Source organism: Pseudokineococcus marinus (assembly GCF_013004605.1).
GTDB lineage: Bacteria > Actinomycetota > Actinomycetes > Actinomycetales > Quadrisphaeraceae > Pseudokineococcus > Pseudokineococcus marinus.
In genome coordinates this window covers 1-26,760 of record NZ_JABEMA010000013.1, presented here as the reverse complement: position 1 = coordinate 26,760, position 26,760 = coordinate 1, and the positions used below count along the sequence as shown (strand labels likewise).

The following is a 26,760-nucleotide window of genomic DNA, read 5'->3' as shown; positions in this document are numbered from 1 at the left end:
CGACGGCGGCGGCGCTCGTCGTGGAGGCGGCCGGCTCGCCGACCCTGGCGCGGCTGGCCCTGGCGCTGGCGCCGGGCGAGGACCCCTTCGGGCCGGGCCTGGAGGGCGTGCTGCGCGCCGTCGTCGCCGCCGACCCGGTGGCCGCCCGCCGGGCGGCGGCGGCCGTCGAGGTCGAGCCGGACGCACCGGCGGTGTCGCCCTCCCCCGACGTCCCCGGCCGGCGCGGCTAGCCCGTCGGACCGTCGCCGTCCCCGTCCTCGCGCACCGCCCCGCGCGCCACCGGGTCGTCGACGGGCGGCAGCGGGCCGCGCGGGTCCGACGGCCCGATGACGGCGCCGAGCACGCCGGCGTTGGGCACGCGCACCACACCCTCGGGCGTGCGCAGCACCAGGTGGGTGAGGGTCGCGCCGACGACGCGGCCCTCGAGCAGGCCGCCCGTCGTCCCGCCCCGCAGGCGCAGGAGGTCCCCCGTGCCGTAGGGCCGCGTCAGCAGGAGCACCAGCCCGGCGAAGACGTTGCCCAGCACCTGCTGCAGCGCGACGCCGAGCACGACGCCCGTGAGCGCCCCGCCGAGCAGCAGCGCCCGCAGCGGCACCTGCAGCGCGTCGAGCACGAGGAGGACGGAGAGCACCCCGCCGACGGCGAGCACCGCGTTCTGGACGGGCACCGCCGCGGCCTCCCCGCCACGGCGGCCCGCCGCCGCGGAGAGCCCGGCGGACGCCGCCCGCACGAGGAGCACCAGCGCGAGCGCCAGCACGACGGCGCAGGCCACCTGGACGGCGCGCTGGGCGCTCGAGCCCTGCAGGTCGCCCGCGGCGGCCGCGACGACCTCGGCGGCCACGGCGACCGCGGCGGGCACGACGTAGCGCCACGCCCGGGGCGCCCGGCGGGCGACCGCCGGGGGCGCGGCGAACGGCTCGTCCGGGACGTCGGCCGCCGCCGGGACGGGCCTCACCGGCACCGGCGCACCCCTCCCACCGTCACCGGCGACCCCGCCGTGCGCGTCACCGGGAGGTCACTCCCACTCGATGGTGCCCGGCGGCTTGCTCGTGACGTCGAGCACCACGCGGTTGACCTCGTCGACCTCGTTGGTGATGCGCGTGGAGATGCGCGCGAGCAGGTCGTGCGGCAGCCGCGACCAGTCGGCGGTCATGGCGTCGTCGGAGCTCACGGGCCGCAGCACCACGGGGTGGCCGTAGGTGCGCCCGTCCCCCTGGACGCCGACGGAGCGCACGTCGGCGAGCAGGACGACGGGGCACTGCCAGATCGAGCGGTCGAGGCCGGCCTCGGTGAGCTCTTCGCGCACGACCGCGTCCGCCGCGCGGAGCGTCTCGAGCCGCTCGCGCGTGACCTCCCCGATGATGCGGATGCCGAGGCCCGGGCCCGGGAAGGGCTGGCGCCACACGATGGCCTCGGGCAGCCCCAGCTCCGCGCCGACGGCGCGCACCTCGTCCTTGAAGAGGGTCCGCAGCGGCTCGACGAGCTCGAACTGCAGGTCGTCGGGCAGGCCCCCGACGTTGTGGTGGCTCTTGATGGTCGCCGTCGAGCTCGCGCCGCCGTGCAGGGCGCCGCCGGACTCGACGACGTCGGGGTAGAGCGTGCCCTGCACGAGGAAGCGGACCTCGGCGCCCTCCTCGCCGGCCTTGGCGACGAGGTCGGCGGCCGCGCCCTCGAAGGCGCGGATGAACTCGCGGCCGATGGCCTTGCGCTTCTCCTCCGGGTCGGTGACCCCGGCGAGCGCGCGCAGGAAGGCGTCGGCGGCGTCGACGACGACGAGGTCGATGCCGGTGGCCTCGACGTAGTCGCGCTCGACCTGCTCGGCCTCGCCCGCGCGCAGGAGGCCGTGGTCGACGAAGACGCACGTGAGCTGGTCCCCGACGGCGCGGTGCACGAGGGCGGCGGCGACGGCCGAGTCGACCCCGCCGGACAGGCCGCAGACGACGCGGGCCGAGCCGACCTGGGCGCGGATGCGCTCGACCTGCTCGTCGATGACGCCCTCGGTCGTCCAGTCGGCCGGCACGTCGACGCCGCGCAGGAAGTTCTCGATGACCTGCTGGCCGAACGTCGAGTGCTTGACCTCGGGGTGCCACTGGACGCCGTAGAGGCGCCGCTCGTGGTCCTCGAAGGCCGCGACGGGGGCGCCGGGCGTCGAGGCGGTGACGGTGAAGCCGGGCGGGGCGCTGCGGACGGCGTCCCCGTGGCTCATCCACACGCTCTGCGTGGCCGGCTGGCCGTCGAGCAGGACGCTGCGGCGGGCGGCGGGAGTCTCCTCCACGGGCTCCAGCGCGGCGTCGGTGCCGCCGTACTCGCGCAGGCCGGTGCGCGCGACGTCGCCGCCGAGCGCCTTGGCCATGGCCTGGAAGCCGTAGCAGATGCCGAGCCCGTACCGCCCGCCGCCGTAGACCCGGACGCCGACGAGGAGGCCACCGGGGCCGCCCTCGCCCGCCCGCGCCGCGGACAGGGCGGTGGCCGCCGTCCGCAGCAGCTCCTGCTTGGTCTCGCGCGCTGCCTGGATGTCCACGGGCCCTCCTCCTGCCCCGCCGTCGGTGACGGGACCTCTGCGGTGACGGTGACGGGGCGTCTGCGCTGCTCACCGGTCGTGGCCGAGTGTGGACCCGACCCCCGACAGCCGCGGCCCGGACCGAGCCGTCCCGCCCCGCTCGTCCCGCCCCGCTCGTCCCGCCCGGCTCGTCTCCGCCCCGCCCCGCCGCGTCGGCGGCGGCGGTCCGGTGCTGGCACCTCGGTGCTGATCGGGCGCGGCTGTCGGCGTCCCCTGCTCCACTGGGCGCGTGGACCCCCGCGCGACGCCCCCGGCCGGCTACGACCCGCTCTTCCTCGGCACCTCCGTGCCGCTGCCGCGCCGGCGCGGCGGCGGCGCCACCGACCTGGTCGAGCTGCCGAGCACCCACTTCACGGTCCTCCTCGACCGGGGGCGGCGCCTGGCCGCGGCCACGGCCGTCGTCGTGGACGGCGCCCGGCTGCGCGACCTGCCCCGCTCCGGGGACTGGCGGCCCGACCCGCGGGTCGCCCAGCAGGACCAGGCGGGGGAGGAGCTCTACGCGCGCAACGACCTCGACCGCGGCCACCTCGTCCGCCGGCTCGACCCGGTGTGGGGGGAGCCCGAGGAGGCGGCGCGGGCGGAGGCCGACACCTTCACCTACCCGAACGCGGCGCCCCAGGCGTCCGCCTTCAACCAGTCGAAGGAGCTGTGGCTGGGGCTGGAGGACCACGTGCTGCAGGCCGCCGAGGCCGGTCGGCGGCGGCTCGCCGTCCTCACCGGGCCCGTCCTCGCCGACGACGACCCGCTCTACCGCGGCGTCCAGCTGCCCCGCCTCTTCTGGAAGGTCGTCGCGTGGGCCGCGCCGACCCCGGAGGGCGAGCGCCTGGCGGCCGTCGCCCACGTGCTCGACCAGACGCCGCAGCTGGGGTCGGTGGACCTCCAGGCGGCCTCCGCCCGGGCCGCGCTCGCGGACGAGCCGCCGCCCCTGGGGCCGTTCCGCACCTTCGCCGTGCCCGTCGCCGACGTGGCCGACCTCACCGGGCTCGACCTCGGCCCGCTCGCGGGCGCCGACGTCCTCGTCGTCCCGGCCGGCGCCGCCGACGCGGGAGGCGCCCGGTCGCGCTGGCGCGAGCTGCGCTCGCTCGCCGACGTCGCGGTGGGGCGGTGGCCGGTGCCGTAGCGTGCCCGCGCCGGTCGCCCGCCGGAGGTCGCCGGCGTCCCGACGCCGACGCGCCGACCCCGGACACCGACCCCGCCGCGCCGACCCGACCCGCCGACCCGCCGACCGAGGAGCCGTCCTGCGCCCGTCCCGCCGTCCGCGCCGCGACGCGCCCGGCGACCCGCCGGCGACGGCGGACGGTCTGCTGCGCCTCGTCGTCCGACGCCAGCGGCGGCGCCTGGCCGTGGCGTGCCCGCTGCTCGGGCTGTGGGCCCTGTGCGAGGTCCTCGTCCCCGTCGCCGCGGGGTGGACCGTCGACCGGGCGGTCCTCACCGGCGACGTCACCGCGCTCGTCACCTCCGTGCTCGCCATCGCCGCCCTCTTCCTCGTCCTGTCCCTCAGCTACCGGCACGGCATCCGGCCGCTGCTGGCCGCGCAGGAGCACGAGGGCCACGCCCTGCGGGTGGCCGTCGCGCGCCGCTCCCTCGACCCCCGGGGCGCACGCCACCACCGCGCCGACGGGGAGGTGCTGTCCGTGGCGTCCTCGGACGCCGAGCGCACCGCGGACGTCCTCGACGCCGTCGCGCTGGTCGTCTCGGCCGTCGTCTCCCTCGGCGCCGTGGCCGTCACGCTCCTCGCGCTGCACGTCCCGCTGGCCCTGGCGGTGCTCGTGGGCGCGCCCCTGGTCTCCCTGGCCCTGCGGGGCCTCGGACCGCTCGTCACCCGCCGCGCGAGCGCCCAGCAGGAGGCCGTGGCCGCGACGTCCGCCCTGGCGACCGACCTGGTGCGCGGCCTGCGGGTCCTCCACGGGCTCGGGGTCGCGCCGGCCGCGGCGGCCCGCTACCGCCGCTCGAGCGACGCCGCGCTCGCGGCCTCGCTGCGGTCGGCGGCGGCGGACGGCGTCCAGCTGGGCGCGACGACGCTGCTGAGCGGCGCCTTCCTCGCCGCCGTGGCCGGGGCGGCCGCCGTCCTCGCCCTGCGGGGCGACCTCAGCGTCGGCGAGCTCGTCGTCGTCGTCGGCCTCGCCCAGCACCTGTCCCAGCCGGTCCGTCTCGTGGGGGCGGCCCTGGCGCGCCTCGCCGCCTCCCGGGCCAGCGCGGCGAGGGTCGCGGCGCTGCTGGCGGAGGAGCACGTGGCCCCCGCCGGTGGCCTGGCGCCCTCGGGGTCGCCCGCGCTGCACGTGGAGGGCCTGCGCACCGGGCGCCTGACCGGCCTGGACCTCGACGTCCGACCGGGGGAGCTGGTCGCCCTCGTCGCGGAGGACCCGGCCGACGCCGCCGACCTCCTCGACGTCCTCGCCGGGCGCGTGCCCCCCGGCGAGGTCGGCCGTGCCGTGCGCCTGGACGGCGCCGCCTGGGCCGACCTCGACGCATCAGCCGTGCGCGAGGTCGTCCACGTCGAGCCGCACGCGACCTCGCTCTTCGAGGGCACGCTGGCCACGAACCTCGACGTCGCGCCCGCCCGACCTCGCTCGGGCGGCCCCACCCTCGCGCAGGCGCTCGCCGCCGCCGGGGCCGACGAGGTCGTCGGCCTCGACCCGCGCGGCCTGGACCGGCCGCTGCTCGACCGCGGGGCCGGCCTCTCCGGGGGCCAGCGCCAGCGCCTCGGGCTGGCGCGGGCGCTGCTGGCCGACCCGCCGCTGCTCGTCCTGCACGAGCCGACGACGGCGGTCGACGCCGTCACCGAGCAGACCGTCGCCCGCGGGCTGCGCGCCCTGCGTCACGACGCCGCCGACCCGACGGCGGCCCCGCGGAGCACGCTCGTCGTCACGGCCGGCCCGGCGCTGCTGGCCGTGGCCGACCGGGTCGTCCTCGTGCGCGGCGGCCGGGCGGCGGGCACGGGCGCCCACGCCGACCTCGTCCTCGCCGACCAGCACTACCGCGCGGCGGTGCTCGGGTGAGCGCGGTGGACGGCGCGAGCCGGACGGGCCCGGACGCGAGCCGGGGCCCGAGCCCGAGTCGGAGCCAGGGTCCGAGCCAGAGCCGGAGCCCGGACGCCTTCGCCCCCCTGCCCGAGGGTCCCGACGAGGAGGCCGGCCGGGCGCTGCTGCCCGTGGCGAGCCGTCGCCGGGCGTGGGCGGCCGTGCGCGGGGAGCTGGTGCGCACGCCGTGGCGCACCGCCGCCGCCCTCGGGCTCAGCGCCGTCGCGGCGGCGCTCGGGCTCGTCGCCCCCTGGGCGCTGGGCCTGCTCGTCGACGTCGTCGCGCGCGAGCGCGGCCTCGCCGCCGCCGGCGCGGGCGGGTCGGCGGAGGGAGCGGCGGCGCTCGTCCCGGTGCTCGTGCTCCTCGTCGCCGGCGCGCTCGCGGCCGGCGCCGCCTCGGGGCTCGCGGCGGCGGCGGTCGCCCGGGCGGGAGCCCGCGCGCTGGCCGGTCTGCGCACCGCGGTGGTCGACCGCGTGCTGCGCCTGCCCACGTCCGTCCTCGAGCGGACGGGGACGGGCGACCTCCTCGCGCGCGTCGGCGACGACGTCGCGGTCGTCACCCGGGCCATCGCCGAGGTGGTCCCGCAGGTGCTCGCGTCGGCGCTCACCGTCGTCCTCACGGCGGCGGCGCTGACGGCGGTGGACTGGCGCGTCGGCGTGGCCGGCGTGCTCTGCCTGCCCGTCTACGTGGGCGCCCTGCGGTGGTACCTGCCCCGCTCCGGGCCCCTCTACGCGCTCCAGCGGACCGCTCAGGGCGCGCGCTCCCAGGCGCTGCTGGGCGCTCTGCAGGGCGCACGCACCGTGCGCGCGCTGCGGGCGGAGGAGGCGCGCGCAGCCGACGTGGAGGCCCGCTCCGCGCGCGCCCGCGACCTCGCGATCACCGTGCTGCGGCTCTTCACGCGCTTCGCCTCGGCGATGAACCTCGCCGAGGCGGTGGGCGTCGTCGCCGTCCTCGGCACGGGGTTCTGGCTCGTGCGCGGCGGCACCCTGACCGTCGGCGAGGTGACGACGGCGGTCCTGCTCTTCCTGCAGCTCTTCGGGCCCCTCGGCGTGCTCCTGACGTCCTTCGACGACGTCCAGTCGGCCGGGGCGAGCCTGGCCCGCCTGGCCGGCGTGGCGCAGATGCCCGCGCCCGCGGCGCCCGTCGCCGCGCCGGCCCCGGCGGACGCCTCCGTCCGCGTGGACGACGTCGTGCACCGCTACGACGGCGGTCCTCCGGTGCTGCACGGGGTCGACCTCGCCCTCGCGCCGGGCGAGCACGTCGCCGTGGTCGGTGCCAGCGGCGCCGGCAAGTCGACGCTGGCGGCCCTGGTGGCGGGCGAGCTGGCCCCGGCCGCCGGGCGGGTCCTCCTCGGAGGCACCGAGGTGGGCGCGCTGGACCCGGAGCAGCGCCGGCGGTCCGTGGTCCTCGTGAGCCAGGAGGTGCACGTCTTCTCCGGCCGCCTGCTCGACGACGTGGCGATGGCCGCCCCTCCGGGCCTCGCGGGGACGGCGCTGGAGAGCGCGGTCACGGCGGCGCTCGAGGCCGTGGGTGCCGCCGCCTGGGTGCGGGCGCTGCCCGACGGGGCGGCCACCCGGGTGGGGGAGGGCGGCGTCGCGCTGACGCCCGAGCAGGCCCAGCAGCTCGCGCTCGCCCGCCTCGTGCTCGCCGACCCCGCCGTCGCGGTGCTCGACGAGGCCACCGCCGAGGCCGGCAGCACGGGGGCCGCCGCGCTCGAGCGCGCCGCGCGGGCCGCGACCGCCGGACGCACGACGCTGGTCGTCGCGCACCGCCTCACGCAGGCCCGGCTCGCCGACCGCGTCGTCGTCATGGCGGGCGGCAGGGTCGTCGAGGTCGGGGCCCACGACGACCTGGTCGACGCGGCGGGGCCCTACGCCGACCTGTGGCGGGCCTGGTCGGGCGGCTGACCGGCGGCGAGCGCTCGCGGGGCCCGGTGCGGCCCCCGAACTCCACCCGGAAAGGTGAGGGAAGCTTTCCTGCGACTGACGAGAATGCGGCGTGGAAGGGGAGAAGAAAGGCTTCCCTTCGGTGCGCCGAGGCTTTCCCGGGTCTACCGTCGCCGCACGACACCGTGGCCGCGCGGCGGCCGAGACCCGGAGGAGCGCCATGTCCCTGCTCGAGATGCCCCAGGTCAGCGAGTGCGCGGTCGACGGCTGCGCCTTCAACCACGACGGCTGCCACGCCCCCGCCATCACCGTGCGCAGCGAGCACGGCACGGCCGGTTGCGGCACCTTCTTCGACATCTCCACGAAGGGCGGCCTCGACCGCGTCGTCGGCCAGGTCGGCGCCTGCGAGCGCACCGACTGCTCCTTCAACAAGGACCTCACGTGCACCGCCGGCTCGGTGCGCGTCGGCCCCGGGCACGACGTCCAGGCGAACTGCCTCACCTACACGACGGCCTGAGCCGGCGACCGCTGCGGCCGTCCGGGTGACGGCCCGGCCCGCACCCACGAGACCCCTGGCCCGCGCGGGCCAGGGGTCTCGTGCGTCCCGGGTCTCGTGCGTCCTGGGAGGGGGTGACCCCGGCGGCGGCCCGGTCGCCGGGCGGTCGACTAGCGCTGGTCCAGCGCGAGCTCGAACCAGACGGCCTTGCCACCTCCGACGAGGCGGCTGCCCCAGCGGCTGCTCAGCGCCTCGACGAGCACGAGGCCCCGCCCTCCGGAGGCGTCCAGGCGGGGGACCTGCAGCGAGGGGCTGCGCGTCGAGCGGTCGGTCACCTCGACGCGCACGAGGGAGCCGACGACCTCGACCCGGACGACGACCTCCCCGCGCGCGTGGAGCACGGCGTTCGTCGTCAGCTCGCTCGTGAGCAGCACCGCCGTCTCGACCACCGTCGCCGGCGCCACCGGCGCCAGCAGCCGGGCGACGAGGGCGCGCGCCGTCGAGGCGCCGCGCGGGTGCGGCTCGATGCGCGCCTCCTCGGCCACGTCCCGGGGACGGGCGCCGGCGGCGTCCGTCGCCGCGGTGCCGGCGGACGTGCCGGGTCGGGCTCCGGGCGCGGTGGGGTCGGCCTCGCTCACCGGGGCAGCCTAGGCGTCGTGCGCCGCCCGCGGGCACCTGGAGCGGGTCCGCCGACGCGGTCCCGGGCCCGCGGGGGCTCCGCGGGTGGCCGACGTACCGTGGTGGCGTGCCGACGTCGCCGACGACACCGCCCGCGCCCGGGCGTCCCCTCGTCCGTCCGTCGCTGGTGCTGCGCCCGGCGCGCCCCCTGCCCGGGGAGCGGGCGCCGGAGCCCGTGCGCGACCCGCAGGAGTGCGCGGTCCTGCTCGCGGAGCTGCTGGGCCGCGGAGGAGCGGTCGTCCTGTCGGGCGCCGGTCTGTCCACGGACTCCGGCATCCCCGACTACCGCGGTCCGCGGGGCTCGCTCCAGCGGCACGTGCCGATGACCTACCAGGCCTTCACCGGGGCCACCGAGGACGGCCCCGCGGCGCGCCGCCGCTACTGGGCCCGCAGCCACGTCGGGTGGCGCGTCATCGCCCGCTCGCGGCCGAACGCCGGGCACCGCGCCGTCGCCGCGCTCGAGCGCGCCGGTCTGGTGCGGGGGACCATCACGCAGAACGTCGACGGCCTGCACCAGGCCGGCGGCTCGCGCGACGTGGTCGAGCTGCACGGCAGCCTCGACCGGGTCGTCTGCCTCGCCTGCCGCGACGTCTCCCCCCGCGAGCGGCTGGACGCGCGCCTGCGCGCCGCCAACCCCGGTTTCGCTCCCGAGCCGCCGGCGGGCGAGGTCAACCCCGACGGCGACGTGGACCTGCCGGAGGAGGCGGTGGCCCGCTTCGTCGTCGTGCCCTGCGAGCGGTGCGGGGCCGGTCCGCTCAAGCCGGACGTCGTCTTCTTCGGCGAGACGGTGCCGCGCCCGCGGGTCGAGGAGTGCGCGGCCCGCGTCGACGCCGCCCGCAGCCTCGTGGTGCTCGGCTCCTCCCTCACCGTCATGTCCGGCTACCGCTTCGTCCTGCGGGCGCGTCGCGCCGGTCTGCCGGTGGCGGTGCTCGGCCAGGGGCCCACCCGTGCTGACGCGACGGCGACGCTGCGGCTCGACGCCCCGCTCACGCCGGTGCTCAGCGGGGTGCTGGACCGCCTGACCTGAGCTCGTCGCGCCCGGCGACGAGGCGGACGGCGCGGGCGTCGCCGTCGAAGCGGCGCACCCCCACGACCGCCGCCCCGACGTCGGCCGCGGGGCCGAGCGCGCCCGCGCCGCCCAGCGCGGCCAGCGCCCCCGCGAGCTGCTCGCCCGTCAGCCCGCGCGCGAGGGTGACGTGCGGCGTCCACGCCCCGGGCGCCAGGAGCTCGCCGGGCTCGGGGCAGCCGCTGACCACCTCCGCGGTGCGCGCGTGCAGCGCGAGGAGCCCCGGCGTCGCCACGAGCAGGCGGGCCAGGACGTGGCGGCGCCCGCCGAGGACGACGAGGGGACCCAGCCGCACGTCCTGGGGCAGGGGCTGCGCAGCCTCCCGGAGGGCGTCGTCGAGCGCGGCGGGCATCTGCGCCGCGGTCGCGAGGGTGACGTGGGGCCGGTTGGTGGAGCCGGTGTGGTCGGCCTGGCTCGGCAGGCCGGCGCGCTGCAGCACCTGCCACTGGCCGACGACGACCCTCTCGGTCGCGGCGTCCAGCAGGGCCTCCACGGTCTGCACCACGCCGGAGATGCTGCCCCGTGCCCGTCGTCCCGTCGCGGCGGGGAGGAGCGGGCGGCCCCCCCGACGCCGAGGACGCCGAGGACGGCGGGTGGATGCTGCTGACGGCGGTGCTCCGGCCGTGGTGGACTGGGGCCCGCCCGGCCCGCGCCGGGACGGTTGACGACGGGGTCGACGCGCCGAACCACGACCACGAGGGGCCCCGCCCCGCCCCGGAGCCGCCGCGTGCCCCTGCCGACCTCGACCTCGCAGGCCCACCTGCCGGACGACCGCCCGACGACCGCCGCAGAGCCGTCCGTGCCCCGGCCCCGTCGGGTCGCGCTGCCGCTGCGGCGCCCCCGGGCCCGGCACACGCTCGTGGCCCTGGCCGTCGGCGCCTTCGCGGTCGGCACGGCGGAGTTCATGATGATGGGGCTGCTGCCCCTCGTGGCGCAGGACCTCGGCGTCTCCGTGCCGGCCGCCAGCGCGACCATCACGGCCTACGCCGTGGGCGTCGTCGTCGGGGCGCCGCTGCTCACCGCTCTCGCGAGCCGCACCACGCCGCGGACCGCTCTCCTCGCCCTCATGGGTCTGTTCGTCGTCGGCGGGCTGGCGTGCGCCCTCGCGCCCGACGCGCGGGCGCTCGTCGTCGCCCGCTTCGCGACGGCCCTCGTCCACGGCGCCTTCTTCGGCACCGCCACGGTCGTCGCGCGCTCGGTCGTCCCGGCCCACCGCACGGCGCAGGCCATCGGCCTCGTCATCGCGGGTCTCGCGGTCGCCAACGTCGTGGGCGTCCCCGCGGCGACGGCACTGGGCCAGGCCTTCGGCTGGCGCCTGCCCGTGGCGGCGGTCGCGGGCCTCGGGCTCGTGACGGCGGCGGCGGTGCTCGCCCTGGTGCCCCGCACGGCCGCCCCGCGCGTCGCCCTGCGCTCCCAGCTGTCCGCCTTCCGCGTCCCGGCGGTCTGGCTGCTGCTCGGGGTGACGCTCACGGGCTTCAGCGCCCTCTTCGCGGTGCACTCCTTCGTGGCGCCCCTGCTCACCGACCGCAGCGGCTTCGACGAGGCGCAGGTGCCCCTCGTCCTCGCCGTCTTCGGCGTCGGCTCCGTCATCGGGACGCTGGTCGGCGGGCCGCTGGCCGACCGCTTCCCGACGGGGGTGCTCGTGGGGGGCATGACCTCGACGGCGGTCCTGCTCGTCGCCCTGACGGTGACGTCGCTGTCGCGACCGGCCGTGGTGGTGACGCTGCTGCTCCTGGGGGTGGTCACCTTCGGGGCCTCCCCGGGCCTGCAGGAGCGGGTCGTGCGGGCCGGCGGCGGCAGCGGGGCCATGGTGGCGGCCGCCAACCAGAGCGCCTTCAACCTCGCCAACGCCCTCGGGGCCTCGGCGGGGGCGGCGGTCCTCACGGCCGGGCTGGGGCTGACGGCCCCCATGTGGGTCGGCGTCACGGCGTCGCTCGTGGGCCTGGGGGTCCTCGCGCTCGCCGTCCGCGCCGAGCGCTCCTCGTCCGCGTCCCGGCCGGAGGCGACCGCGACTGCGTCGGCGTCCACCGTCTGACGCGCCGCCGGTGGGTGGCGGCCCGTGCGGGAGGGGCCCCCTCCGCCCGGGCCGGCCCGCCGTCAGTCCTCGTCGAGCGAGGTGCCCTTGTGGACGGCCTCCTTGCCGGTCTTGTCGCTCTCGACGAGGTACTGCGGGTCGTCCTTGCTGGCGCGGACCGTGCGGCCCGCCTCCTCGGTGTCCTTCGTGATCTTCTTCTCCACGGTGCCGTGGACCTTGTTGCCGTGGGAGGACCAGGCGACGTCGTCGCCCTTCTTGAAGTCGTCTCCGGACATGGCTGCTCCTCGTGCTCGTGCGGTGGTGGACCCGCGCCGACGTGGCGCGCGGGGTGGTGCTCCGCCGATCGGCGGGGACGGCGTCCGCCCCGGGGCGTCCGGGACGGTCGGGCGGGAGCAGGGCCCTCCGGGCGCGGCCTCGCGGGCCCGCCCGTGCGCCCGGACGCTACGACGCCTCGGAGGACCCGGCGACCTCGGCGGCCAGGCGGGCCCCGAGAGCGCGACCCGAGAGCCAGGCCTGCTCCACACCCGGCTTCTCGCCCCACCCGTCGCCGCAGACGCCGAGGCCCGACGAGAGCCAGGAGGTCTCCGGGCGACCGCCGGTGGGGCGGGCGAAGGTCCACCGCTGCGCACCGGTCTCGAGCGGCGCCGGCGCGGCGCCGCCGCCGAGGAGCTGGCCCAGCTCCGCGAGGACGGGGGCGACCGCGGCCGGAGGGTCACCGAGGTGGTCCTGCGCCAGCTGCGGCGTCGAGTGCGCCACGAGCACGGGCGCCCCGTCGCCCCGGCGGCGCCCGTCGTCGGCGACGGACTCGACCGCGGTGGACCCGTTGACGAAGGCGCCGTCCATCGCCGGCCACCAGGCCTGCTCCCACCGGGCCCAGACGGTGATGACGGGCGTCCACGCCCGCTCGCGCAGGGGAGCGGTCTCGGCGGCGAGCCCGGGGCCCGCGAGGCGCACGGCCTGGGGCTCGGGCATCGCGAGGACGACGGCGCGGCAGGGCTCGCCGTCGACGACGAGCCCCCCGTCGGTCGTGCGGTCGACGCGGCGGACGTCGTGGGAGCGCACCTCGACGCCGTCGTCGGCCAGGGCGTCGGCGAGGTCGAGGGCCAGCGACCGCAGGCCTCCGGGCGCCGCCCAGCGCGTCGGCCCCGGCTTCGGGGTCGTCGTCACGCGTCCGCCCTCGTCCCGCGACACGGCCAGCAGCGTGTCGGTCCACGGCGCGGCCAGGCCGCGCGCCCGCCAGGACCCGGCGAGGGCGGCGAAGGCGGTGTCACGGGGGACGAAGTAGGAGGCGCCGACGTCGACGACGCGCTGCGCGCCCTCCCCGCCGGTGCGCCGCAGGCCGAGCCGCCCGCCGGGGCGGCGGCCGCGGTCGAGGACGACGACGTCGAGGCCCGCGTCGCGCAGGGACCTCGCGGCCGCCAGCCCGGAGACGCCGCCGCCGACGACGACGACCGCCCCCGGGGCCCAGCCGCGGCGTCGCCCGCCCGCTCCGCTCGTGGGGTCGGGGGCGAGGGCGTCCGCGGGGGCCGAGGTGGGTGCGCTCACCCGCTCGACGCTAGGCGCGGCCCCGCCCTCCCGCACTGCGGCGCAGGGCGCCCCGTCTGCGTCCCGTGGCTCGCCCGGACGCACGACGACCGCCGCAGCGGTGCTGCGGCGGTCGTCGGCGGCGGCCCGGGCCTCGCCCGGGCGCGGGACCAGGTGCTCAGAGGCGGACGGTCTCGTTCTCGCCGCCGCTGTAGGGCTGCCCCGTCGCGCGGCTCTTGACGTAGGAGAGGAGCGTCGCGGCGCGGCCGCCGGGGGTGTCCCAGTACTCGGCGGTGTCCGCGTGGACCTTGACGAGCACGATGCCGGGGGCCTCCGGGCCGTCGGGGAACCACGCCTCGACCCCGGGGTTCCACAGCTCCTTCGCCTTGGCGACGTCGCGCACAACCTCGGCGTCCCCCGCCACGGAGACCCAGGAGTCACCGGAGGCGAAGGCCACGTTGACGTGGGCCCCGTGCCGGACCTGGTCGACCTTCGAGGAGTCCTCCTCGGCGAAGAACCACAGGTCGCCGTCGAACTCGACCTCCTGCACCGCCATCGGGCGGCTCACGAGGCGGCCGGCCGCGCCGGTCGTGGTGAGCATGCAGACCTTGACGTCCTTGATGAGCTCGGCGACCTTGGCGACGCCCTCGTCGCGGGGCGTGTCCGGCATCTCGGGGGTGGGGCTCACGGGTGCTCCTCGGGTCGGTGGTCTCGTCGTCGTGCCGGGTCCGTCGTGCCGGGCCCTCGTGCTGGTCGTCCTGGGCCGGGTGCGTCGTCCCGGTCCCGTCGTGCGCGGTCGGGTCGGGCCTCAGCCGCGGCCCGTCTTGTCCTGCAGCCGGTCGATCATCTCGGAGGCGTGGGCCTTGGAGATGTCCTGCGGCACCTCCTCGCCGGCCTCCTGGGCGAGCGTGCTCAGGTAGCTGCGCTGCGGCCCGGTGGCGGGCTCGTCGCCCGTCACCCAGGTCTCCGGGTCCTTCTCCGCGTCGGACGGCGCCGTCCCCGGCTCCTGGTCGGCGGGGCGCCCGTCGCCGTGCGCGCCGCGCTGGTCCTCGGCGTCCTGCGCCTGCGCGATGGCCTGGTCCGCCTCGTCACCGGAGGGCTGCTGGCCGTCGGTGGGCTGCTGGCTGGTCTGGCTGCTCTGCTCGGTCATGTGTTCGAGCGTAGGGCGGGGTCCCGACAGCGGCGCGTCGAGCGGGTGGGCGCCCCGATCAGCCCCGTGATCAGCCCCGTGCCCGGCGCGTGCTCGCGTCGTTGGCCCTCTGCAGCGCCTCGACCAGCTCGTCCTTGCTCATCGACGAGCGGCCGTGGACGTCCAGGCGCCGCGCCAGCTCGAGCAGGTGCTCCTTGCTCGCGTTCGCGTCGACGCCCCCGGCCGTCTCCCGGTCGGTGCCCAGGCCGCCCTCCGCCTGCGCGTCGGAGGGGCCCTTGCCGTCCTTGGGCTCCCAGTGGTCGCCGACCTTCTCGTGCGTGTGCTTGAGGGCCGACCAGGCGACGCGGTTCGCCCTCTCCCCGTCGCCGTAGGACTCCTCCGCGGACGTCTTGGCGGCCGCGTAGGTGCGCTGGGCCCGCTCGTCCGATCGCTCGAGCGTGCTGGGCAGGTCGACGTCGGGGACGTCGTCGTGGTCCTTCGCCATGGGTCCTCCCGGGCCGGTGGTCGCGACCGGGGCGGCGCGCCCGGCCACGGCCATGCTGGGCCGACCCCGGTGCGCGCGCACCCGGCCGGCGGCGCGCCCGCCTCGGGGAGCTCCGGCGCGCTTGCAGCGCCCCCGCCCCGGGGCCAGGGTGATCACAGCCGGCGCGACCGCCGACAGCACCACGCCCGGAGCCCGAGGAGGACCCATGGCCGACTACGCCCTGCCCGACCTGCCGTACGACTACTCCGCGCTCGAGCCCGCGATCAGCGGCGAGATCATGGAGCTGCACCACTCCAAGCACCACCAGACCTACGTCACGGGGGCCAACACCGCCCTCGAGCAGCTCGCCGAGGCCCGCTCCACGGACTCCCTCGGGCCGGTCAACCTGTACGAGAAGAACCTGGCCTTCAACCTCGCCGGCCACGTCAACCACTCGGTCTTCTGGCCGAACATGAGCCCCGACGGCGGCGACAAGCCCGACGGCGAGCTCGGCGCGGCCATCGACGAGCACTTCGGCTCCTTCGACGCCTTCCGCGCGCACTTCACGGCCAACGCCCTCGGCATCCAGGGCTCCGGGTGGTCGATCCTCGCCTGGGACTCGGTGGGCCAGAAGCTCCTCAACGTCCAGCTCTACGACCACCAGGGCAACCTCCCCGTCGGCCTGGTGCCGCTCCTCATGCTCGACATGTGGGAGCACGCGTTCTACCTCCAGTACCGCAACGTCAAGGCCGACTACGTCAAGGCGTGGTGGGACGTGGCGAACTGGGCCGACGTCACCGACCGCTTCGCGCGCGCCCGCACGCAGACCTCGGGCCTCATCACGCCGACGGCGCTCTGACCCGGCGCCGGACGCACGTCCGGCGCACCCCGCACGACCCCGCACGACCGTGCTCCCGCGAGGGAGCACGCGCGACGGCCGGCCGCCCCACCCGGGGCCGCCGGCCGTCCTGCGTCCGCCCTCGAGGGACGGCCGCCGGCTCCGGGTGTGGGGTCGAGGGCGCCGACGTAGCGTCCCCGGCGTGGCAGGACGCGGAGGGCGCCGAGGGCGCGAGCACGAGCAGGACGAGCAGCGCGCGGGGACCGGGGCGGGGAGGCCCGACGACCGGCGGGAGGCCCTGGCGGCCGCGGTCGTGGAGGTCCTCGGCGAGGGCGCCGTGCTGCGGGACGCCCAGCGCCGCGCGCTCGAGGCGCTCGCGCACGCGGACACTCTCCTCGTGGCCCGCTCGGGCGCCGGCAAGACGGCGGTCTACCAGATCGCCAGCCGCCTGGCCGGCGGGCTGACGCTCGTCGTCTCCCCGCTCGTGGCGCTGCAGCGCGACCAGGCGCGCACCCTCGCCGAGGGCGGCCAGCGGGCCGGCCTCGTCAACAGCACCCTCCGGGCCGCCGAGCAGGCCGAGGCGCTGCGGGCCGCCGCGGCCGGGGACCTCGACCTGCTGCTGCTGGCCCCCGAGCAGCTCGCCCGCCCGGCGACGACCGAGGCGCTCGCCGCGGCCGACGTCCGGCTCGTCGTCGTCGACGAGGCGCACGTCGTCAGCGACTGGGGCCACGACTTCCGGCCCGACTACCTCCAGCTCGGCGCGGCGGCCCGCGCGGCCGGGGCGGAGCGGCTGCTGGCCCTCACGGCCACGGCCTCGCCCGCCGTCCGGCGCGACGTCGTCGAGCGCCTCGGCCTGCGCGACCCCGAGGTCGTCGTGGACGACGTCGACAGGCCGAACATCCACCTCGCCGTCCGCGCCGCCGGCGACCGGGCGGCCCGTGACCGCGCCGTGGTCGACGAGGTCGTCGCCGCCTGCGAGGGCGGCTGCTGCGGCATCGTCTACGTGCAGACGCGCGCCGAGGTCGACGCGGTGGCCGACGCGCTCGAGCGCCGCGGCCTGGCGCCGGCGCGATACCACGGCGGCCTGTCGCCGGACGAGCGCTACGCCGTCGCGGACCTCTTCCTCGACGGCACGCTCGACCTCGTCGTCGCCACGAGCGCCTTCGGCATGGGCGTCGACCGCCCCGACGTGCGCTTCGTCGTCCACGCCGGCCCGTCCGGCTCCCTCGACGCGTACTACCAGGAGGTCGGCCGGGCGGGGCGCGACGGCGAGCCCGCCTGGGCGCTGCTGGTCCACACCGGCACCGACTCCTCGCTCGGGCGCTTCCACGCCTCCGGTGGCGGACCCCGGACGTCCACGGTGCGCGCCGTCGTGCCGGCGCTGCAGCGGGCCGGGGAGGCGGGCCTGACGCGCGCCGAGCTGGCCGAGGAGGCGGACGTCTCGCCCCGCACGCTCTCGCGCGTCCTCGGCGCCCTCGTGCAGGTCGGCGTCGCCGCCCCCGCGGAGGACGGCCGCACCCGCTGGGTCGACGGCGACGCCACGGGCACCGAGGTGGCCGAGGTGCTCGCGGCCGAGCGGGAGCGCCGCCGGCGCCTCGACGAGTCGGCCGTGGAGATGGTGGAGCGCTACGCGGGCACCGACGACTGCCGCCGGCGACTGCTGCTGGAGCTGCTCGGGGAGGAGCACCCGCAGCGGTGCGGCGCCTGCGACAGCTGCGACGCGGGCACGGCCCGGGACGTCGAGGACGCCGCCTGGCGCAGCGGCCAGCGCGTCCGCCACGGCCGCTTCGGGGACGGCGTCGTGGCGTCGGTGGACACCGAGACCGTCACCGTGCTCTTCGAGGACGAGGGGTACAAGACGCTCGGCGTCCGGCTCGTCGAGGAGCACGACCTGCTCGAGAGCGCCTGAGGCGTGGGTCGTCTCGCCGACCAGGGCGAGGTCGTCGACGGCCCGCTGCGGGTGGTGGCGCTCGCCGACACCCACCTGCCGCTGCGGGCGCGCGCCCTGCCGGAGGAGGTGCAGGAGGCCGTCGCCGGGGCGGACGTCGTCGTCCACGCGGGCGACTGGGTGGAGGCGGCGGCCCTCGACGACCTGCTCGGGCGCAGCGCCCTCCTGCTCGCGTGCTGGGGCAACAACGACGGCGAGGAGCTGCGGGCCCGCCTGCCCGAGGTCGCGCGCGCCGTCCTCGGCGGGGTGCGCGTCGAGGTCGTCCACGAGACCGGCGGGAAGGACGGGCGCGAGCGGCGGTGCGACGAGGCGCACCCGGGGGCCGACGTCCTCGTCTTCGGGCACAGCCACATCCCCTGGGACACGACGACGCCCCGCGGCCTGCGCCTGCTCAACCCCGGCTCGCCGACCGACCGGCGGCGGATGCCGCGGTGCACCTACCTGACGGCGACGGCCGCGGACGGCGCGCTCGCCGACGTCGTCCTGCACGACCTGCCGCTGCGGACCGCGGGGCGCCGGCGGGTCTGACCCGCCGGCGCCCCCCTCGCTCCGCCCCTCGACCGCTCGCCCGCCGCCCCGTCGTCGGGGCGCCTCACCCGCCCGCGACGACCTCGGGCAGCGCCAGCTCCTCCTCGGTGAGCAGCCGGGAGCGGATGAGGAAGCGCACGCCCTCGGGCGCCTCGACGCTGAAGCCGGACCCGCGGCCGGGGACGACGTCGACGGTCAGGTGCGTGTGCCGCCAGTAGCCGTACTGGGACGCCGACATCCAGAACGGCGCCCCCGCGACCTCTCCGAGCAGGACGTCGCCCGCGCCGGTGAGGAAGTCGCCCTGCGGGTAGCACATGGGCGAGGAGCCGTCGCAGCAGCCGCCGGACTGGTGGAACATCAGCGGCCCGTGCCGCCCCCGGAGGCGCTCCAGCAGCGCGGCCGCCTCCGGCGTGATGTCGACGCGCGAGGCGGGGCGCCCCTCCAGCGCCGCCGCGTCGACGACCTGGGCCCCCTCCGCCGCCGGGTCGACGGCGGAGGGGGCTCCGGCGGTGGGGCCGGTCGTGGACGGGGAGCCGGCCGGCATCAGAAGAACCCGAGCTTGTCGGGGGAGTAGGAGACGAGGAGGTTCTTCGTCTGCTGGTAGTGGTCGAGCATCATCTTGTGGTTCTCGCGGCCGATGCCCGAGGCCTTGTACCCGCCGAACGCCGCCCCCGCCGGGTACGCGTGGTAGTTGTTCACCCACACGCGGCCGGCCTCGATGCCGCGGCCCAGCCGGTAGGCGGCGTTGGTGTCGCGGCTCCACACCCCGGCGCCGAGCCCGTAGAGGGTGTCGTTGGCGAGGCGCAGGGCGTCGGCGTCGTCGGAGAAGCGCGTGACCGCGAGCACCGGCCCGAAGATCTCCTCCTGGAACACCCGCATCGAGTTGCTGCCCTCGAAGATCGTCGGTTCGACGTAGTAGCCCCCCTCGTAGCCCTCGACGGTGCGCTGCGACCCGCCGGTGCGGACGACGGCGCCCTCGTCGCGGCCGATCTGCAGGTAGCTGAGGATCTTCTCGAGCTGGTCGTTGCTCGCCTGCGCGCCGACCATCGTCGCCGGGTCGAGCGGGTCGCCCGTGACGATGGCCTCGACCCGGGCGACGGCCCTCTCCATGAAGGCGTCGTAGATCGACTCGTGGACGAGGGCGCGCGACGGGCAGGTGCACACCTCGCCCTGGTTGAGGGCGAACATCGCGAAGCCCTCGAGCGCCTTGTCGAAGAAGGCGTCGTCGGCCGCCATGACGTCGGCGCGGAAGATGTTCGGGCTCTTGCCGCCCAGCTCGAGGGTCACCGGGATGATGTTCTGGCTGGCGTACTGCATGATCAGCCGGCCCGTCGTCGTCTCGCCCGTGAAGGCGACCTTGGCGATGCCGGTGTGCTGCGCGAGCGGCTTGCCCGCCTCGACGCCGAAGCCGTTGACGACGTTGAGCACGCCGTCGGGCAGCAGGTCGGCGATGAGCTCGACGACCTTGAGGATCGACGCGGGCGTCTGCTCGGCGGGCTTGAGGACGACGCAGTTGCCGGCTGCCAGCGCCGGCGCGAGCTTCCACGCCGCCATGAGGATGGGGAAGTTCCAGGGGATGATCTGGCCGACGACGCCCAGCGGCTCGTGGAAGTGGTAGGCGACCGTGTCGTGGTCGATCTCACCGATCGAGCCCTCCTGGGCGCGGATCGCGCCGGCGAAGTAGCGGAAGTGGTCGACGGCGAGCGGCAGGTCGGCGGCCAGCGTCTCGCGCACCGGCTTGCCGTTCTCCCAGGTCTCGAGGACGGCGAGCTCCTCGAGGTGCTCCTCGATGCGGGCGGCGACGGCCAGCAGGAGGTTGGAGCGCTCGGTGACCGACGTGCGCCCCCAGACCTGCGCCGCGCCGTGGGCCGCGGAGACGGCGAGGTCGATGTCGGCGGACGTGCCGCGGGCGACCTTGACGAAGGGCTTCCCGTCGACGGGGGAGATGTCGTCGAAGTACTCGCCGTGCACGGGCGGCGTCCACTTGCCGCCGATGAAGTTCTCGTAGACCTCGGGGACCGAGACGATCGAGCCCTCGGCCCCGGGACGGGTGTAGGCCATGACGTGCCCTCCAGCGTCGTGCGCGCCCGTCGTCGGTGACGGGCGCCGTGCGGCGGACGGTAGGGCGGCGAGGTTGGCCGGAGGTTGGTCCGCGGGTCGCCCCCCACCCGGTCGGGGGAGCGGCTCAGCGCGCCTCGGGCGAGCCGAGCACGCGGCGGACGACGTGCGGGTCCGCGCCGGAGGTGGCCGCGTAGGTGAGCGCGACGCGACGGTCACGGGTCGCGAGGACGGCGTCGCGCAGCCCGGCGGACAGCTCGGCGTCCACGCGGCGCAGGAAGGGGGAGTCGGTGCCGCCCGCGCCGGCGAGCACCTCCCCGCCCCAGGCGTCGGCCGCGCCGACGGGGTCGCCGGCGCGCAGGCGCCGGCGGACGACGTCGACGTCGCTCGTGCACGGCAGCAGGAGCCGGTAGGGGCGCGAGCCGATCGCCCCGCCGAGCAGGGAGCGCAGGTGGCTGACCTCGGCCTTGAGGGTCGAGCGGCTCACGGGGGCGTCGCCGTAGACGGCGTCGTGGAGCGCGTCGGCGACCAGCCCGTCGGGGGACAGGGCGAGGACGGCGAGGACCTCCAGCTGGCGCCGGGTCAGGTGCAGCGGGCGCCCGTCGAGCTCGGCGCGGCCGGCGCCGAGCAGGGAGAGCCGCAGCGCGCCGGTGGGGCGCGGGGCGCCCGCTCCGGACCGCGCCGCCGCGGCCACCTCGTGGGAGAGCAGCGCGGCCATGGCCCGCGCCGTCGTGAGGCCGAGGGGGTGCGAGCGCTCCCACGTCGTCGACAGGTCCAGCACCCCGAGGGGGACGCCGTGCGGGTCCAGCACAGGGGCGGCCCAGCAGACCCAGCCCTGGACGGCCGGGGCGTAGTGCTCGGCCGACCAGACGGTGGCCGGGCCGGCGGTCCGCAGGGCGAGGTCGAGGGCGTTGGTGCCGACGCTCCCCTCGTCCCAGCGGCCGCCGGCCACGAAGTTCACCCGTTCGGCGCGCTCGCGCATCACCCGGCCGCCGCAGGTCCACAGGATGCGGGCGCTCGGGTCCGTCACGGCGACGACGAGGTCGCCGTCGTCGGCCACGCCGCGCAGCTCCTCCCCGAGGACCCCGACGGCGCGCTGCAGGGGCGAGGCGCGCCACGCCTCCTCGGTGGCGGCCTCGTCGGCCAGTGGGGCGGAGGAGAGGTCGTCGTCGACGGTGCGCAGGCTGCGCCGCCAGCTGGCGCGGATGACGTCGCGCACCGGTGTGGAGCCGGCCTCGCCGGGGGCCGCCTCGACGAGGGCGCGCCCGCGCGCGCGGACGAGCTGCGCCCGGCGCTCCCGGGCGTCCGCTGCCGTGGTCATCGGCCGACCTCCGCACCCCCGCCCGCGCACGACGTCGTCGCGGGAGAGCGGCACGGTACCCCGCGCGCCCCGCTCCGGTCCGGGGCCCGCAGCGGTCTCGCCCGGGTGGGCGACCGGCTGGCGCCGGTTCTCAGACGACGAGGAGCCGCACCGTCTCCGGCATGGCGCGCAGGGCCTCGACGACCTCGGGCGTGACGCCGTCGGCGACGTCGGTGACGGCGTAGCCGAAGGCGCCGCGCGTGGTGAGCAGCTGCCCGTCGACGTTGACGCCGTGCTCGGCGAGCACGCGGTTGACGGTCGCGAGGACGCCCGGGACGTTGCGGTGGAGGTGGGCCAGGCGGGCCGTCCCGGGCACGCGGTCGAGCGCGACGGCCGGCAGGTTGACGGACAGGCTCGTGCTGCCGGTGCGCAGGTAGTCGCGCAGCTTGGTGGCGACGAAGCGGCCGATGTCCTCCTGAGCCTCCTCCGTCGACCCGCCGATGTGCGGGGTGAGGATGACGTTGGGCAGGCCGCGCAGCGGCGAGGCGAAGGCGTCGCCGCGCTTCTTCGGCTCCTCGGGGAAGACGTCGACGGCCGCCCCGGACAGGTGGCCGCTCGTCACCGCGTCCGCGAGCGCGTCGTGGTCGAGCACGAAGCCGCGCGAGAGGTTGAGGAAGACGGCGCCCTCGCGCATCTGCGCCAGCTGCTCGCGGCCGAAGAAGCCGGCGTTGCCCGACCGCCCGTCGACGTGCAGCGTGACGACGTCGCTGTGGCGCAGCAGGCTCTCGAGGTCGGGCGCCCGCCGCGCGTTGCCCAGCGCCAGCTTCTCGGCGGTGTCGTAGTAGACGACGGACATGCCGAGGGCCTCGGCGACGACCGAGAGCTGGCTGCCGATGTTGCCGTAGCCGACGATGCCGAGCGTGCGGCCGCGCACCTCGTGGCTGCCCTCCGCCGACTTGTCCCAGACCCCGGCGTGCAGCGTCGAGTCCTTGACCGTGAGCCGGCGGGTCAGCGCGATGATCTCCGCGATCGCGAGCTCGACGACGCTGCGGGTGTTGGAGAACGGCGCGTTGAAGACGGCGACGCCCCGGGCGGCCGCCGCGTCGAGGTCGATCTGGTTCGTGCCGATGCAGAAGGCGCCGACGGCCTGGAGCCCGGGGGCCTGCGCGAGGACGCGCTCGGTGACCTGGGTCTTGGAGCGGATGCCGAGCACCGCCACGCCCTGCAGCGCCTCGACGAGCTCGTCCTCGTCCATCGCTCCGCCGTGCTCGACCGGCGTGACGCCGGAGCCGGCGAGGATGGTCGAGGCCTGGGGGTGCAGGTTCTCCAGCAGGAGCGCGCGAGCCATGCGCCGATCATCGCCGAGGGCCGCGCGGGGCCGTGGCGCGGGTCCGGACGCTGGACGCGCCGCGGGCCCCGCCGGTCGGGCGGGTCCGCCCGGCGCCGGGCGGTGGGCCACGATGGCGCCGTCCGCCGTCCGCAGCCCACGCCCCCGGAGGTCACCGTGACCGTCACCGCCCACGCCCTGCCCACGACGACGTGACGGGCCACGACGTCGCCCGGTCGGGTGGCCCCGAGCTCGAGCCGTCCCTGCAGCACTCCTCCTCCGTCCCGTCCGTCCTCCCCGCCGCGCCCACGCGGCGGCGGCTGCTCGCCGGTCTGGGTGCCGCCGCGGCGGCCGGCGCCCTCGCCGCCTGCGGCGGACGCACCTCGCCGGTGTCCCCTTCCGTCGACGCCCCGCCCGCCGACGCCTCGCCCGCCGGCCCCTCGGCCTCGTCCGGCGGCGCCCTGACGGTCGGCGCCATCCCCGACCAGGACCCCGAGGTCCTCCAGCGCCTCTACGGCCTCGTCGCCGACTCGATGGCCGACGCCCTCGGCCTCGGCGTCACCTACCGGCCCGTCACCGACTACGCGGCCGCCGTCTCCCTCTTCCGCACCGGCGACCTCGACCTCGTCTGGTTCGGCGGTCTCACCGGCGTGCAGGCCCGGCGCCAGACGCCGGGCGCCGTCGTCGTCGCCCAGCGCGACATCGACGAGGACTTCCGCTCCGTCTTCGTCGTCAACGAGGCCACGGGCCTCGCCCCGTCGCAGGACCTCACCCCGCTCGCCGACCTGCGCTTCACCTACGGCAGCCAGACCTCGACGTCCGGCTTCCTCATGCCGGCCTCCTTCCTCACCGAGCAGGGCGTCGACCCGCGCGGCTTCCCCGGCGGCCCGGGCTTCAGCGGCTCCCACGACGCGACGCTCCAGCTCGTCGCCTCCGGGAGCTACGAGGCCGGCGTGCTCAACGAGCAGGTGTGGCTGGCGCGGGTGGAGGCCGGGGAGGTCGACCCCGCCGTGCAGCTCTTCTCCCGGACGCCGCCGTACCACGACTACCACTGGCTGCTCGGCCCGGACGCGGTGGAGCGGCTGGGGGAGGACCTGCCCGAGCGGCTGCAGGACTACTTCCTCGGGCTGTCCGCCGACGACCCCGACGACGCCCGCGTGCTCGAGCTCTTCGGCGCCGGGTCCTTCGTCGAGGCCCGGGCGTCCGACCACGCCCAGATCGAGGCGGTCGGCGAGCAGCTCGGGCTGCTCCGCTGACCGGCGTCGACCCGGGCGCGCCGGCCGTCCGGCTGCGCGACGTCGAGGTCCGCCTCGGCCGCACCCGGGCCCTCGCCGGCGTCGACCTCGTCGTCGGCGCCGGCGAGCGGGTCGCCGTCGTCGGGTCCTCCGGGGCGGGCAAGTCCACGCTCCTGCGGCTCCTCACGGGGGCCGTGCGGCCGGCGACCGGGACCGTGGAGGTGCTGGGGCGCGACCTCGCCGGGCTGCCGCCGCGCGAGCTGCGCCGCCTGCGCGCCCGCGTGGGCACCGTGCACCAGCACCTCGACCTGGTCGGCGCGCTGCGCGTGGTGCACGACGTCAACGCGGGGCGTCTCGGCACGTGGCCGACGTGGCGCGCGGCCCTGTCGCTGCTGCGCCCGCAGGGCGTCCCCGAGGTCGCGGCCGCGCTCGCCGAGGTGGGGCTGGCCGACCGCCTCTACGACCGCACCGACCGGCTCTCGGGCGGGCAGCAGCAGCGGGTCGCCGTGGCGCGCGTCCTGCTCCAGCAGCCCGACCTCGTGCTCGCCGACGAGCCGGCCTCGGCGCTCGACCCCGCGCTGACCGACCGGACGATGGTGCTGCTCCGCGACGTCGCGGAGCGTCGGGGCGGGACGCTGCTGGCCTCCCTGCACGACCCGGCGGTGGCACTGCGGCACTGCACCCGCGTGGTGGGTCTGGAGCAGGGGCGGGTCGTGCTCGACGCGCCGGTGCCGGCCCTGACCGCGGCCGACCTCGCCGCCTTCTACGGGGCGCCCCGGTGAGCGCCGGCTCGCGCGCCGGGTCCGCCGCCCCGGTCGGTGCCCCGGTCGGTGCCCCGGTCGGTGCCCCGGACGGTGTCCCGGACGGGGCGCCGGCTGGTGGGGACGCCGGGCCGTCGGTGCCGCGGCTGCGTCGCGCGCGCGCCCGGTGGGCGTGGGGCGTCGGTGCGGGCGTCCTCCTCCTGTGGTCCCTCGCCGGAGCGGGCGTCTTCTCCGGCGAGGTCCTCAACCCCGCGGGCACGCGCCAGCTCGCCCGCTTCGGCGCGGGCGCGCTCGCACCCGACCTCTCGCCGGACTTCCTGCGGCTCCTCCTCGGCAGCACGCTCGTCACCGTCGCCTACGCCGCCCTCGGCGCGGGGCTCGCCGTAGCGGCGGGCGCGCTCGGCGCCCCGCTGCTGGCCCGCAGCTCCTGGGGGCGCCGCCGGACCGGCCGGCTGCTGGCCCGGGGGGCGGTCGCGGTGCCGCGCGGGCTGCACGAGGCGGTGTGGGGCCTGCTGCTGCTCAACGTCCTGGGCCTGGACCCCTGGGTCGGCGTCCTCGCCATCGCCGTCCCCTACGGCGCCGTGACGGCCAAGGTGTTCGCCGACCTCCTCGACGAGGCGCCCCGCGCGGCGCACGACGCGCTGGTCGCCGCGGGCGCCGGGCGCACGACGGCGCTGCTCTACGGGCTGTGGCCGCAGGCCGCCGGCGGCCTCCTCGCGTACGCCTTCTACCGCCTCGAGTGCGCGGTCCGCTCCGCCGTCGTGCTCGGCCTCATCGGAGCCGGCGGCCTGGGCTACCAGCTCTCGCTGTCCTTCGCCTCGCTGCGGTGGGACCAGGTGTGGACCTGCGTCTACGCGCTCACGGCGCTGTGCGTGGCCGCCGTCGTCGCCGGTCGGGCCGTGCGCCGGCGGATCGCCGACCCCCCGGTCCCGCGGGGTGGTCGGCTGCACCGCGACCGCGCCCTGGTGGTGGCCGGCGTCGCCGTGCCCGCCCTGGTGGCCTGGTCCGCGTGGTACCTGGCGGTCTCGCCCGCGGCGCTCGTCGACGACCGCGCGCGCGAGCAGCTGGCCCTGCTCGTCTCCGCCGCGTGGCCGCCGGACGTCTCGGGCCCGCTGCTCGTCGCGCTCGCCGGAGCGGCCGTGGTGACGGTGCAGACCTCCGTCGTGGCCGTCGCCCTGGCGACGGCCGGGGCGGTGCTGCTGGCCGGCCTCACCACCCGCCCGGCGCACCGCGTCACGGTCCCGCGGGCCCTCGCCGGCGTCCTCGTGCGGACGGCGCTGCTCGTCCTGCGCGCGGTGCCCCCGCCGGTGTGGGCCCTCGTGCTCCTCTTCGTCCTGCGCCCGGGCGTCCTGCCGGGGGCGCTGGCGCTCGGCGTCTACACGCTCGGGGTGATGGGGCGGCTCACGGGCGAGGCCCTCGAGGAGCTGGACCGGCGGCCCGCCGACGCGCTCACCGCGCTGGGGGCCTCGGGGACCGCCGCACGTCTCTACGGCGTCGCGCCCCGAGCCGTCGGACCGGTGCTCGCGCTCGCGCTGTACCGCTGGGAGGTCGCCGTCCGCGACACCGTGCTCGTCGGGCTCCTCGGCGCCGGCGGCCTCGGCGCCCTGCTCGCCCTCCAGCTGGCCGTCTTCGACTGGCCGGCGGTCGCCACGACGCTCGTCGTCGTCGTCGCGCTGACCCTCGCCGTCGACCTCGTCAGCGACCGCGCCCGCGCCGTCCTGCGCTGAGGCGCGCTCAGCGCAGCCGGCGCCGGTCGTCCGGCTGGCGCGCGGTGCGACCGCTCGCATCCAGCGCCTCGAGCAGCGGCAGGGCCACCCGCCGGCTCGTGCCCCAGGCCTGCCGGGCCTCGCTGGTCGTGAAGGGCGACGGCAGGCCGGCCAGCGCGGC

At 77.7% G+C, this 26,760-nt stretch carries 26 protein-coding genes and 1 pseudogene; 13 read left to right on the top strand and 14 right to left on the bottom strand.

What is annotated here, in order from left to right; genetic code table 11:
* The coding region (locus HLB09_RS02395; RefSeq protein WP_212755818.1) for a hypothetical protein at positions 1 to 230 on the top strand (230 nt) is incomplete at its 5' end.
* On the opposite strand, the gene HLB09_RS18120 is transcribed toward HLB09_RS02395, so the two are convergent.
* Positions 227 to 961 (bottom strand): mechanosensitive ion channel domain-containing protein, encoded by a 735-nt coding sequence (locus HLB09_RS18120; protein WP_212755815.1) that lies wholly within the window; start codon positions 959 to 961, stop codon positions 227 to 229. The genes HLB09_RS02395 and HLB09_RS18120 overlap by 4 nt on opposite strands.
* A 54-nt stretch (positions 962 to 1,015) precedes the next feature.
* Positions 1,016 to 2,521, bottom strand: a complete 1,506-nt coding sequence (gene guaA, locus HLB09_RS02385) for a glutamine-hydrolyzing GMP synthase (RefSeq protein WP_322789995.1) — start codon at positions 2,519 to 2,521, stop codon at positions 1,016 to 1,018.
* Between the two features lie 268 nt (positions 2,522 to 2,789).
* Here guaA and HLB09_RS02380 point away from each other — a divergent pair, with 268 nt between their 5' ends.
* From HLB09_RS02380 to HLB09_RS02365, 4 genes are all read left to right on the top strand, one after another.
* On the top strand, positions 2,790 to 3,680 hold the full coding sequence (locus tag HLB09_RS02380; protein ID WP_322789994.1) for a DNA/RNA non-specific endonuclease: 891 nt from the start codon (positions 2,790 to 2,792) through the stop codon (positions 3,678 to 3,680).
* A 223-nt stretch (positions 3,681 to 3,903) separates the two neighbouring features.
* Positions 3,904 to 5,559, top strand: coding sequence for an ABC transporter transmembrane domain-containing protein (locus tag HLB09_RS02375; RefSeq protein WP_212755812.1), 1,656 nt, complete (start codon positions 3,904 to 3,906; stop codon positions 5,557 to 5,559).
* A 143-nt stretch (positions 5,560 to 5,702) separates the two neighbouring features.
* Positions 5,703 to 7,487 carry an ABC transporter ATP-binding protein gene (locus tag HLB09_RS02370; RefSeq protein ID WP_409372971.1) on the top strand — a complete coding sequence of 595 codons (1,785 nt, stop codon included), beginning with the start codon at positions 5,703 to 5,705 and terminating at the stop codon, positions 7,485 to 7,487.
* 199 nt (positions 7,488 to 7,686) lie between these two features.
* Positions 7,687 to 7,983 (top strand): DUF1540 domain-containing protein, encoded by a 297-nt coding sequence (locus HLB09_RS02365; protein WP_171201802.1) that lies wholly within the window; start codon positions 7,687 to 7,689, stop codon positions 7,981 to 7,983.
* 149 nt (positions 7,984 to 8,132) lie between these two features.
* Here the strand turns inward: HLB09_RS02365 and HLB09_RS02360 are convergent, their stop codons facing one another.
* Complete coding sequence (locus HLB09_RS02360; RefSeq protein ID WP_171201801.1) at positions 8,133 to 8,600, bottom strand: ATP-binding protein; 468 nt, start codon at positions 8,598 to 8,600, stop codon at positions 8,133 to 8,135.
* A gap of 107 nt (positions 8,601 to 8,707) precedes the next feature.
* Between HLB09_RS02360 and HLB09_RS02355 the strand changes: the two genes are divergently transcribed.
* Positions 8,708 to 9,667, top strand: a complete 960-nt coding sequence (locus HLB09_RS02355; protein WP_322789993.1) for an NAD-dependent protein deacetylase — start codon at positions 8,708 to 8,710, stop codon at positions 9,665 to 9,667.
* Here HLB09_RS02355 and HLB09_RS02350 read toward each other — a convergent pair.
* On the bottom strand, positions 9,639 to 10,211 hold the full coding sequence (locus HLB09_RS02350) for a 2'-5' RNA ligase family protein (protein WP_171201800.1): 573 nt from the start codon (positions 10,209 to 10,211) through the stop codon (positions 9,639 to 9,641). The genes HLB09_RS02355 and HLB09_RS02350 overlap by 29 nt on opposite strands.
* A gap of 222 nt (positions 10,212 to 10,433) precedes the next feature.
* On the opposite strand from HLB09_RS02350, the gene HLB09_RS02345 reads away from it, so the two are divergent.
* The gene (locus tag HLB09_RS02345; protein WP_171201799.1) at positions 10,434 to 11,741 is read left to right on the top strand and encodes an MFS transporter; all 1,308 of its coding nucleotides are present in this window, start codon (positions 10,434 to 10,436) and stop codon (positions 11,739 to 11,741) included.
* A gap of 62 nt (positions 11,742 to 11,803) precedes the next feature.
* On the opposite strand, the gene HLB09_RS02340 is transcribed toward HLB09_RS02345, so the two are convergent.
* From HLB09_RS02340 to HLB09_RS02320, 5 genes and pseudogenes are all read right to left on the bottom strand, one after another.
* Positions 11,804 to 12,016, bottom strand: a complete 213-nt coding sequence (locus HLB09_RS02340; RefSeq protein ID WP_171201798.1) for a hypervirulence associated TUDOR domain-containing protein — start codon at positions 12,014 to 12,016, stop codon at positions 11,804 to 11,806.
* Positions 12,017 to 12,182: 166 nt separating this feature from the next.
* Positions 12,183 to 13,286, bottom strand: a complete 1,104-nt coding sequence (locus HLB09_RS18115; protein ID WP_171201797.1) for an FAD-dependent oxidoreductase — start codon at positions 13,284 to 13,286, stop codon at positions 12,183 to 12,185.
* Positions 13,287 to 13,443: 157 nt separating this feature from the next.
* On the bottom strand, positions 13,444 to 13,953 hold the full coding sequence (locus HLB09_RS18110; RefSeq protein ID WP_322789992.1) for a pyridoxamine 5'-phosphate oxidase family protein: 510 nt from the start codon (positions 13,951 to 13,953) through the stop codon (positions 13,444 to 13,446).
* A gap of 120 nt (positions 13,954 to 14,073) precedes the next feature.
* Positions 14,074 to 14,250, bottom strand: a pseudogene (locus HLB09_RS20270) (DUF3072 domain-containing protein); the annotation flags it as partial.
* A 235-nt stretch (positions 14,251 to 14,485) separates the two neighbouring features.
* Positions 14,486 to 14,899, bottom strand: coding sequence for a ChaB family protein (locus HLB09_RS02320; RefSeq protein WP_171201795.1), 414 nt, complete (start codon positions 14,897 to 14,899; stop codon positions 14,486 to 14,488).
* 205 nt (positions 14,900 to 15,104) lie between these two features.
* Between HLB09_RS02320 and HLB09_RS02315 the strand changes: the two genes are divergently transcribed.
* The 3 genes from HLB09_RS02315 to HLB09_RS02305 all read left to right on the top strand — a co-directional run bounded on the left by HLB09_RS02315 (position 15,105) and on the right by HLB09_RS02305 (position 18,192).
* On the top strand, positions 15,105 to 15,737 hold the full coding sequence (locus tag HLB09_RS02315) for a superoxide dismutase (protein WP_171201794.1): 633 nt from the start codon (positions 15,105 to 15,107) through the stop codon (positions 15,735 to 15,737).
* A 181-nt stretch (positions 15,738 to 15,918) separates the two neighbouring features.
* Positions 15,919 to 17,625: a RecQ family ATP-dependent DNA helicase gene (locus tag HLB09_RS02310; protein ID WP_171201793.1), complete on the top strand. Its 1,707-nt coding sequence runs from the start codon at positions 15,919 to 15,921 to the stop codon at positions 17,623 to 17,625.
* Between the two features lie 45 nt (positions 17,626 to 17,670).
* Positions 17,671 to 18,192 carry a metallophosphoesterase family protein gene (locus tag HLB09_RS02305; protein WP_171201805.1) on the top strand — a complete coding sequence of 174 codons (522 nt, stop codon included), beginning with the start codon at positions 17,671 to 17,673 and terminating at the stop codon, positions 18,190 to 18,192.
* 64 nt (positions 18,193 to 18,256) lie between these two features.
* Here the strand turns inward: HLB09_RS02305 and HLB09_RS02300 are convergent, their stop codons facing one another.
* From HLB09_RS02300 to serA, 4 genes are all read right to left on the bottom strand, one after another.
* Positions 18,257 to 18,637: a DUF779 domain-containing protein gene (locus HLB09_RS02300; RefSeq protein ID WP_344553352.1), complete on the bottom strand. Its 381-nt coding sequence runs from the start codon at positions 18,635 to 18,637 to the stop codon at positions 18,257 to 18,259.
* 98 nt (positions 18,638 to 18,735) lie between these two features.
* Positions 18,736 to 20,253, bottom strand: a complete 1,518-nt coding sequence (gene exaC / locus HLB09_RS02295; RefSeq protein ID WP_171201791.1) for an acetaldehyde dehydrogenase ExaC — start codon at positions 20,251 to 20,253, stop codon at positions 18,736 to 18,738.
* Positions 20,254 to 20,377: 124 nt separating this feature from the next.
* The gene (locus tag HLB09_RS02290; RefSeq protein ID WP_171201790.1) at positions 20,378 to 21,571 is read right to left on the bottom strand and encodes a transcriptional regulator; all 1,194 of its coding nucleotides are present in this window, start codon (positions 21,569 to 21,571) and stop codon (positions 20,378 to 20,380) included.
* A gap of 130 nt (positions 21,572 to 21,701) precedes the next feature.
* Positions 21,702 to 22,898 carry a phosphoglycerate dehydrogenase gene (serA, locus tag HLB09_RS02285; RefSeq protein ID WP_171201789.1) on the bottom strand — a complete coding sequence of 399 codons (1,197 nt, stop codon included), beginning with the start codon at positions 22,896 to 22,898 and terminating at the stop codon, positions 21,702 to 21,704.
* A 299-nt stretch (positions 22,899 to 23,197) separates the two neighbouring features.
* On the opposite strand from serA, the gene HLB09_RS02280 reads away from it, so the two are divergent.
* From HLB09_RS02280 to HLB09_RS02270, 3 genes are all read left to right on the top strand, one after another.
* On the top strand, positions 23,198 to 24,133 hold the full coding sequence (locus HLB09_RS02280) for a putative selenate ABC transporter substrate-binding protein (RefSeq protein ID WP_422632052.1): 936 nt from the start codon (positions 23,198 to 23,200) through the stop codon (positions 24,131 to 24,133).
* Positions 24,130 to 24,894 (top strand): phosphonate ABC transporter ATP-binding protein, encoded by a 765-nt coding sequence (locus HLB09_RS02275; RefSeq protein ID WP_322789996.1) that lies wholly within the window; start codon positions 24,130 to 24,132, stop codon positions 24,892 to 24,894. The genes HLB09_RS02280 and HLB09_RS02275 overlap by 4 nt, the downstream gene beginning before the upstream one ends.
* 116 nt (positions 24,895 to 25,010) lie before the next feature.
* Positions 25,011 to 26,600: a PhnE/PtxC family ABC transporter permease gene (locus HLB09_RS02270; protein ID WP_171201788.1), complete on the top strand. Its 1,590-nt coding sequence runs from the start codon at positions 25,011 to 25,013 to the stop codon at positions 26,598 to 26,600.
* A 7-nt stretch (positions 26,601 to 26,607) separates the two neighbouring features.
* On the opposite strand, the gene HLB09_RS02265 is transcribed toward HLB09_RS02270, so the two are convergent.
* Positions 26,608 to 26,745, bottom strand: a complete 138-nt coding sequence (locus HLB09_RS02265; RefSeq protein WP_246234055.1) for a SelB domain-containing protein — start codon at positions 26,743 to 26,745, stop codon at positions 26,608 to 26,610.
* Between the last annotated feature and the right edge of the window lie 15 nt (positions 26,746 to 26,760).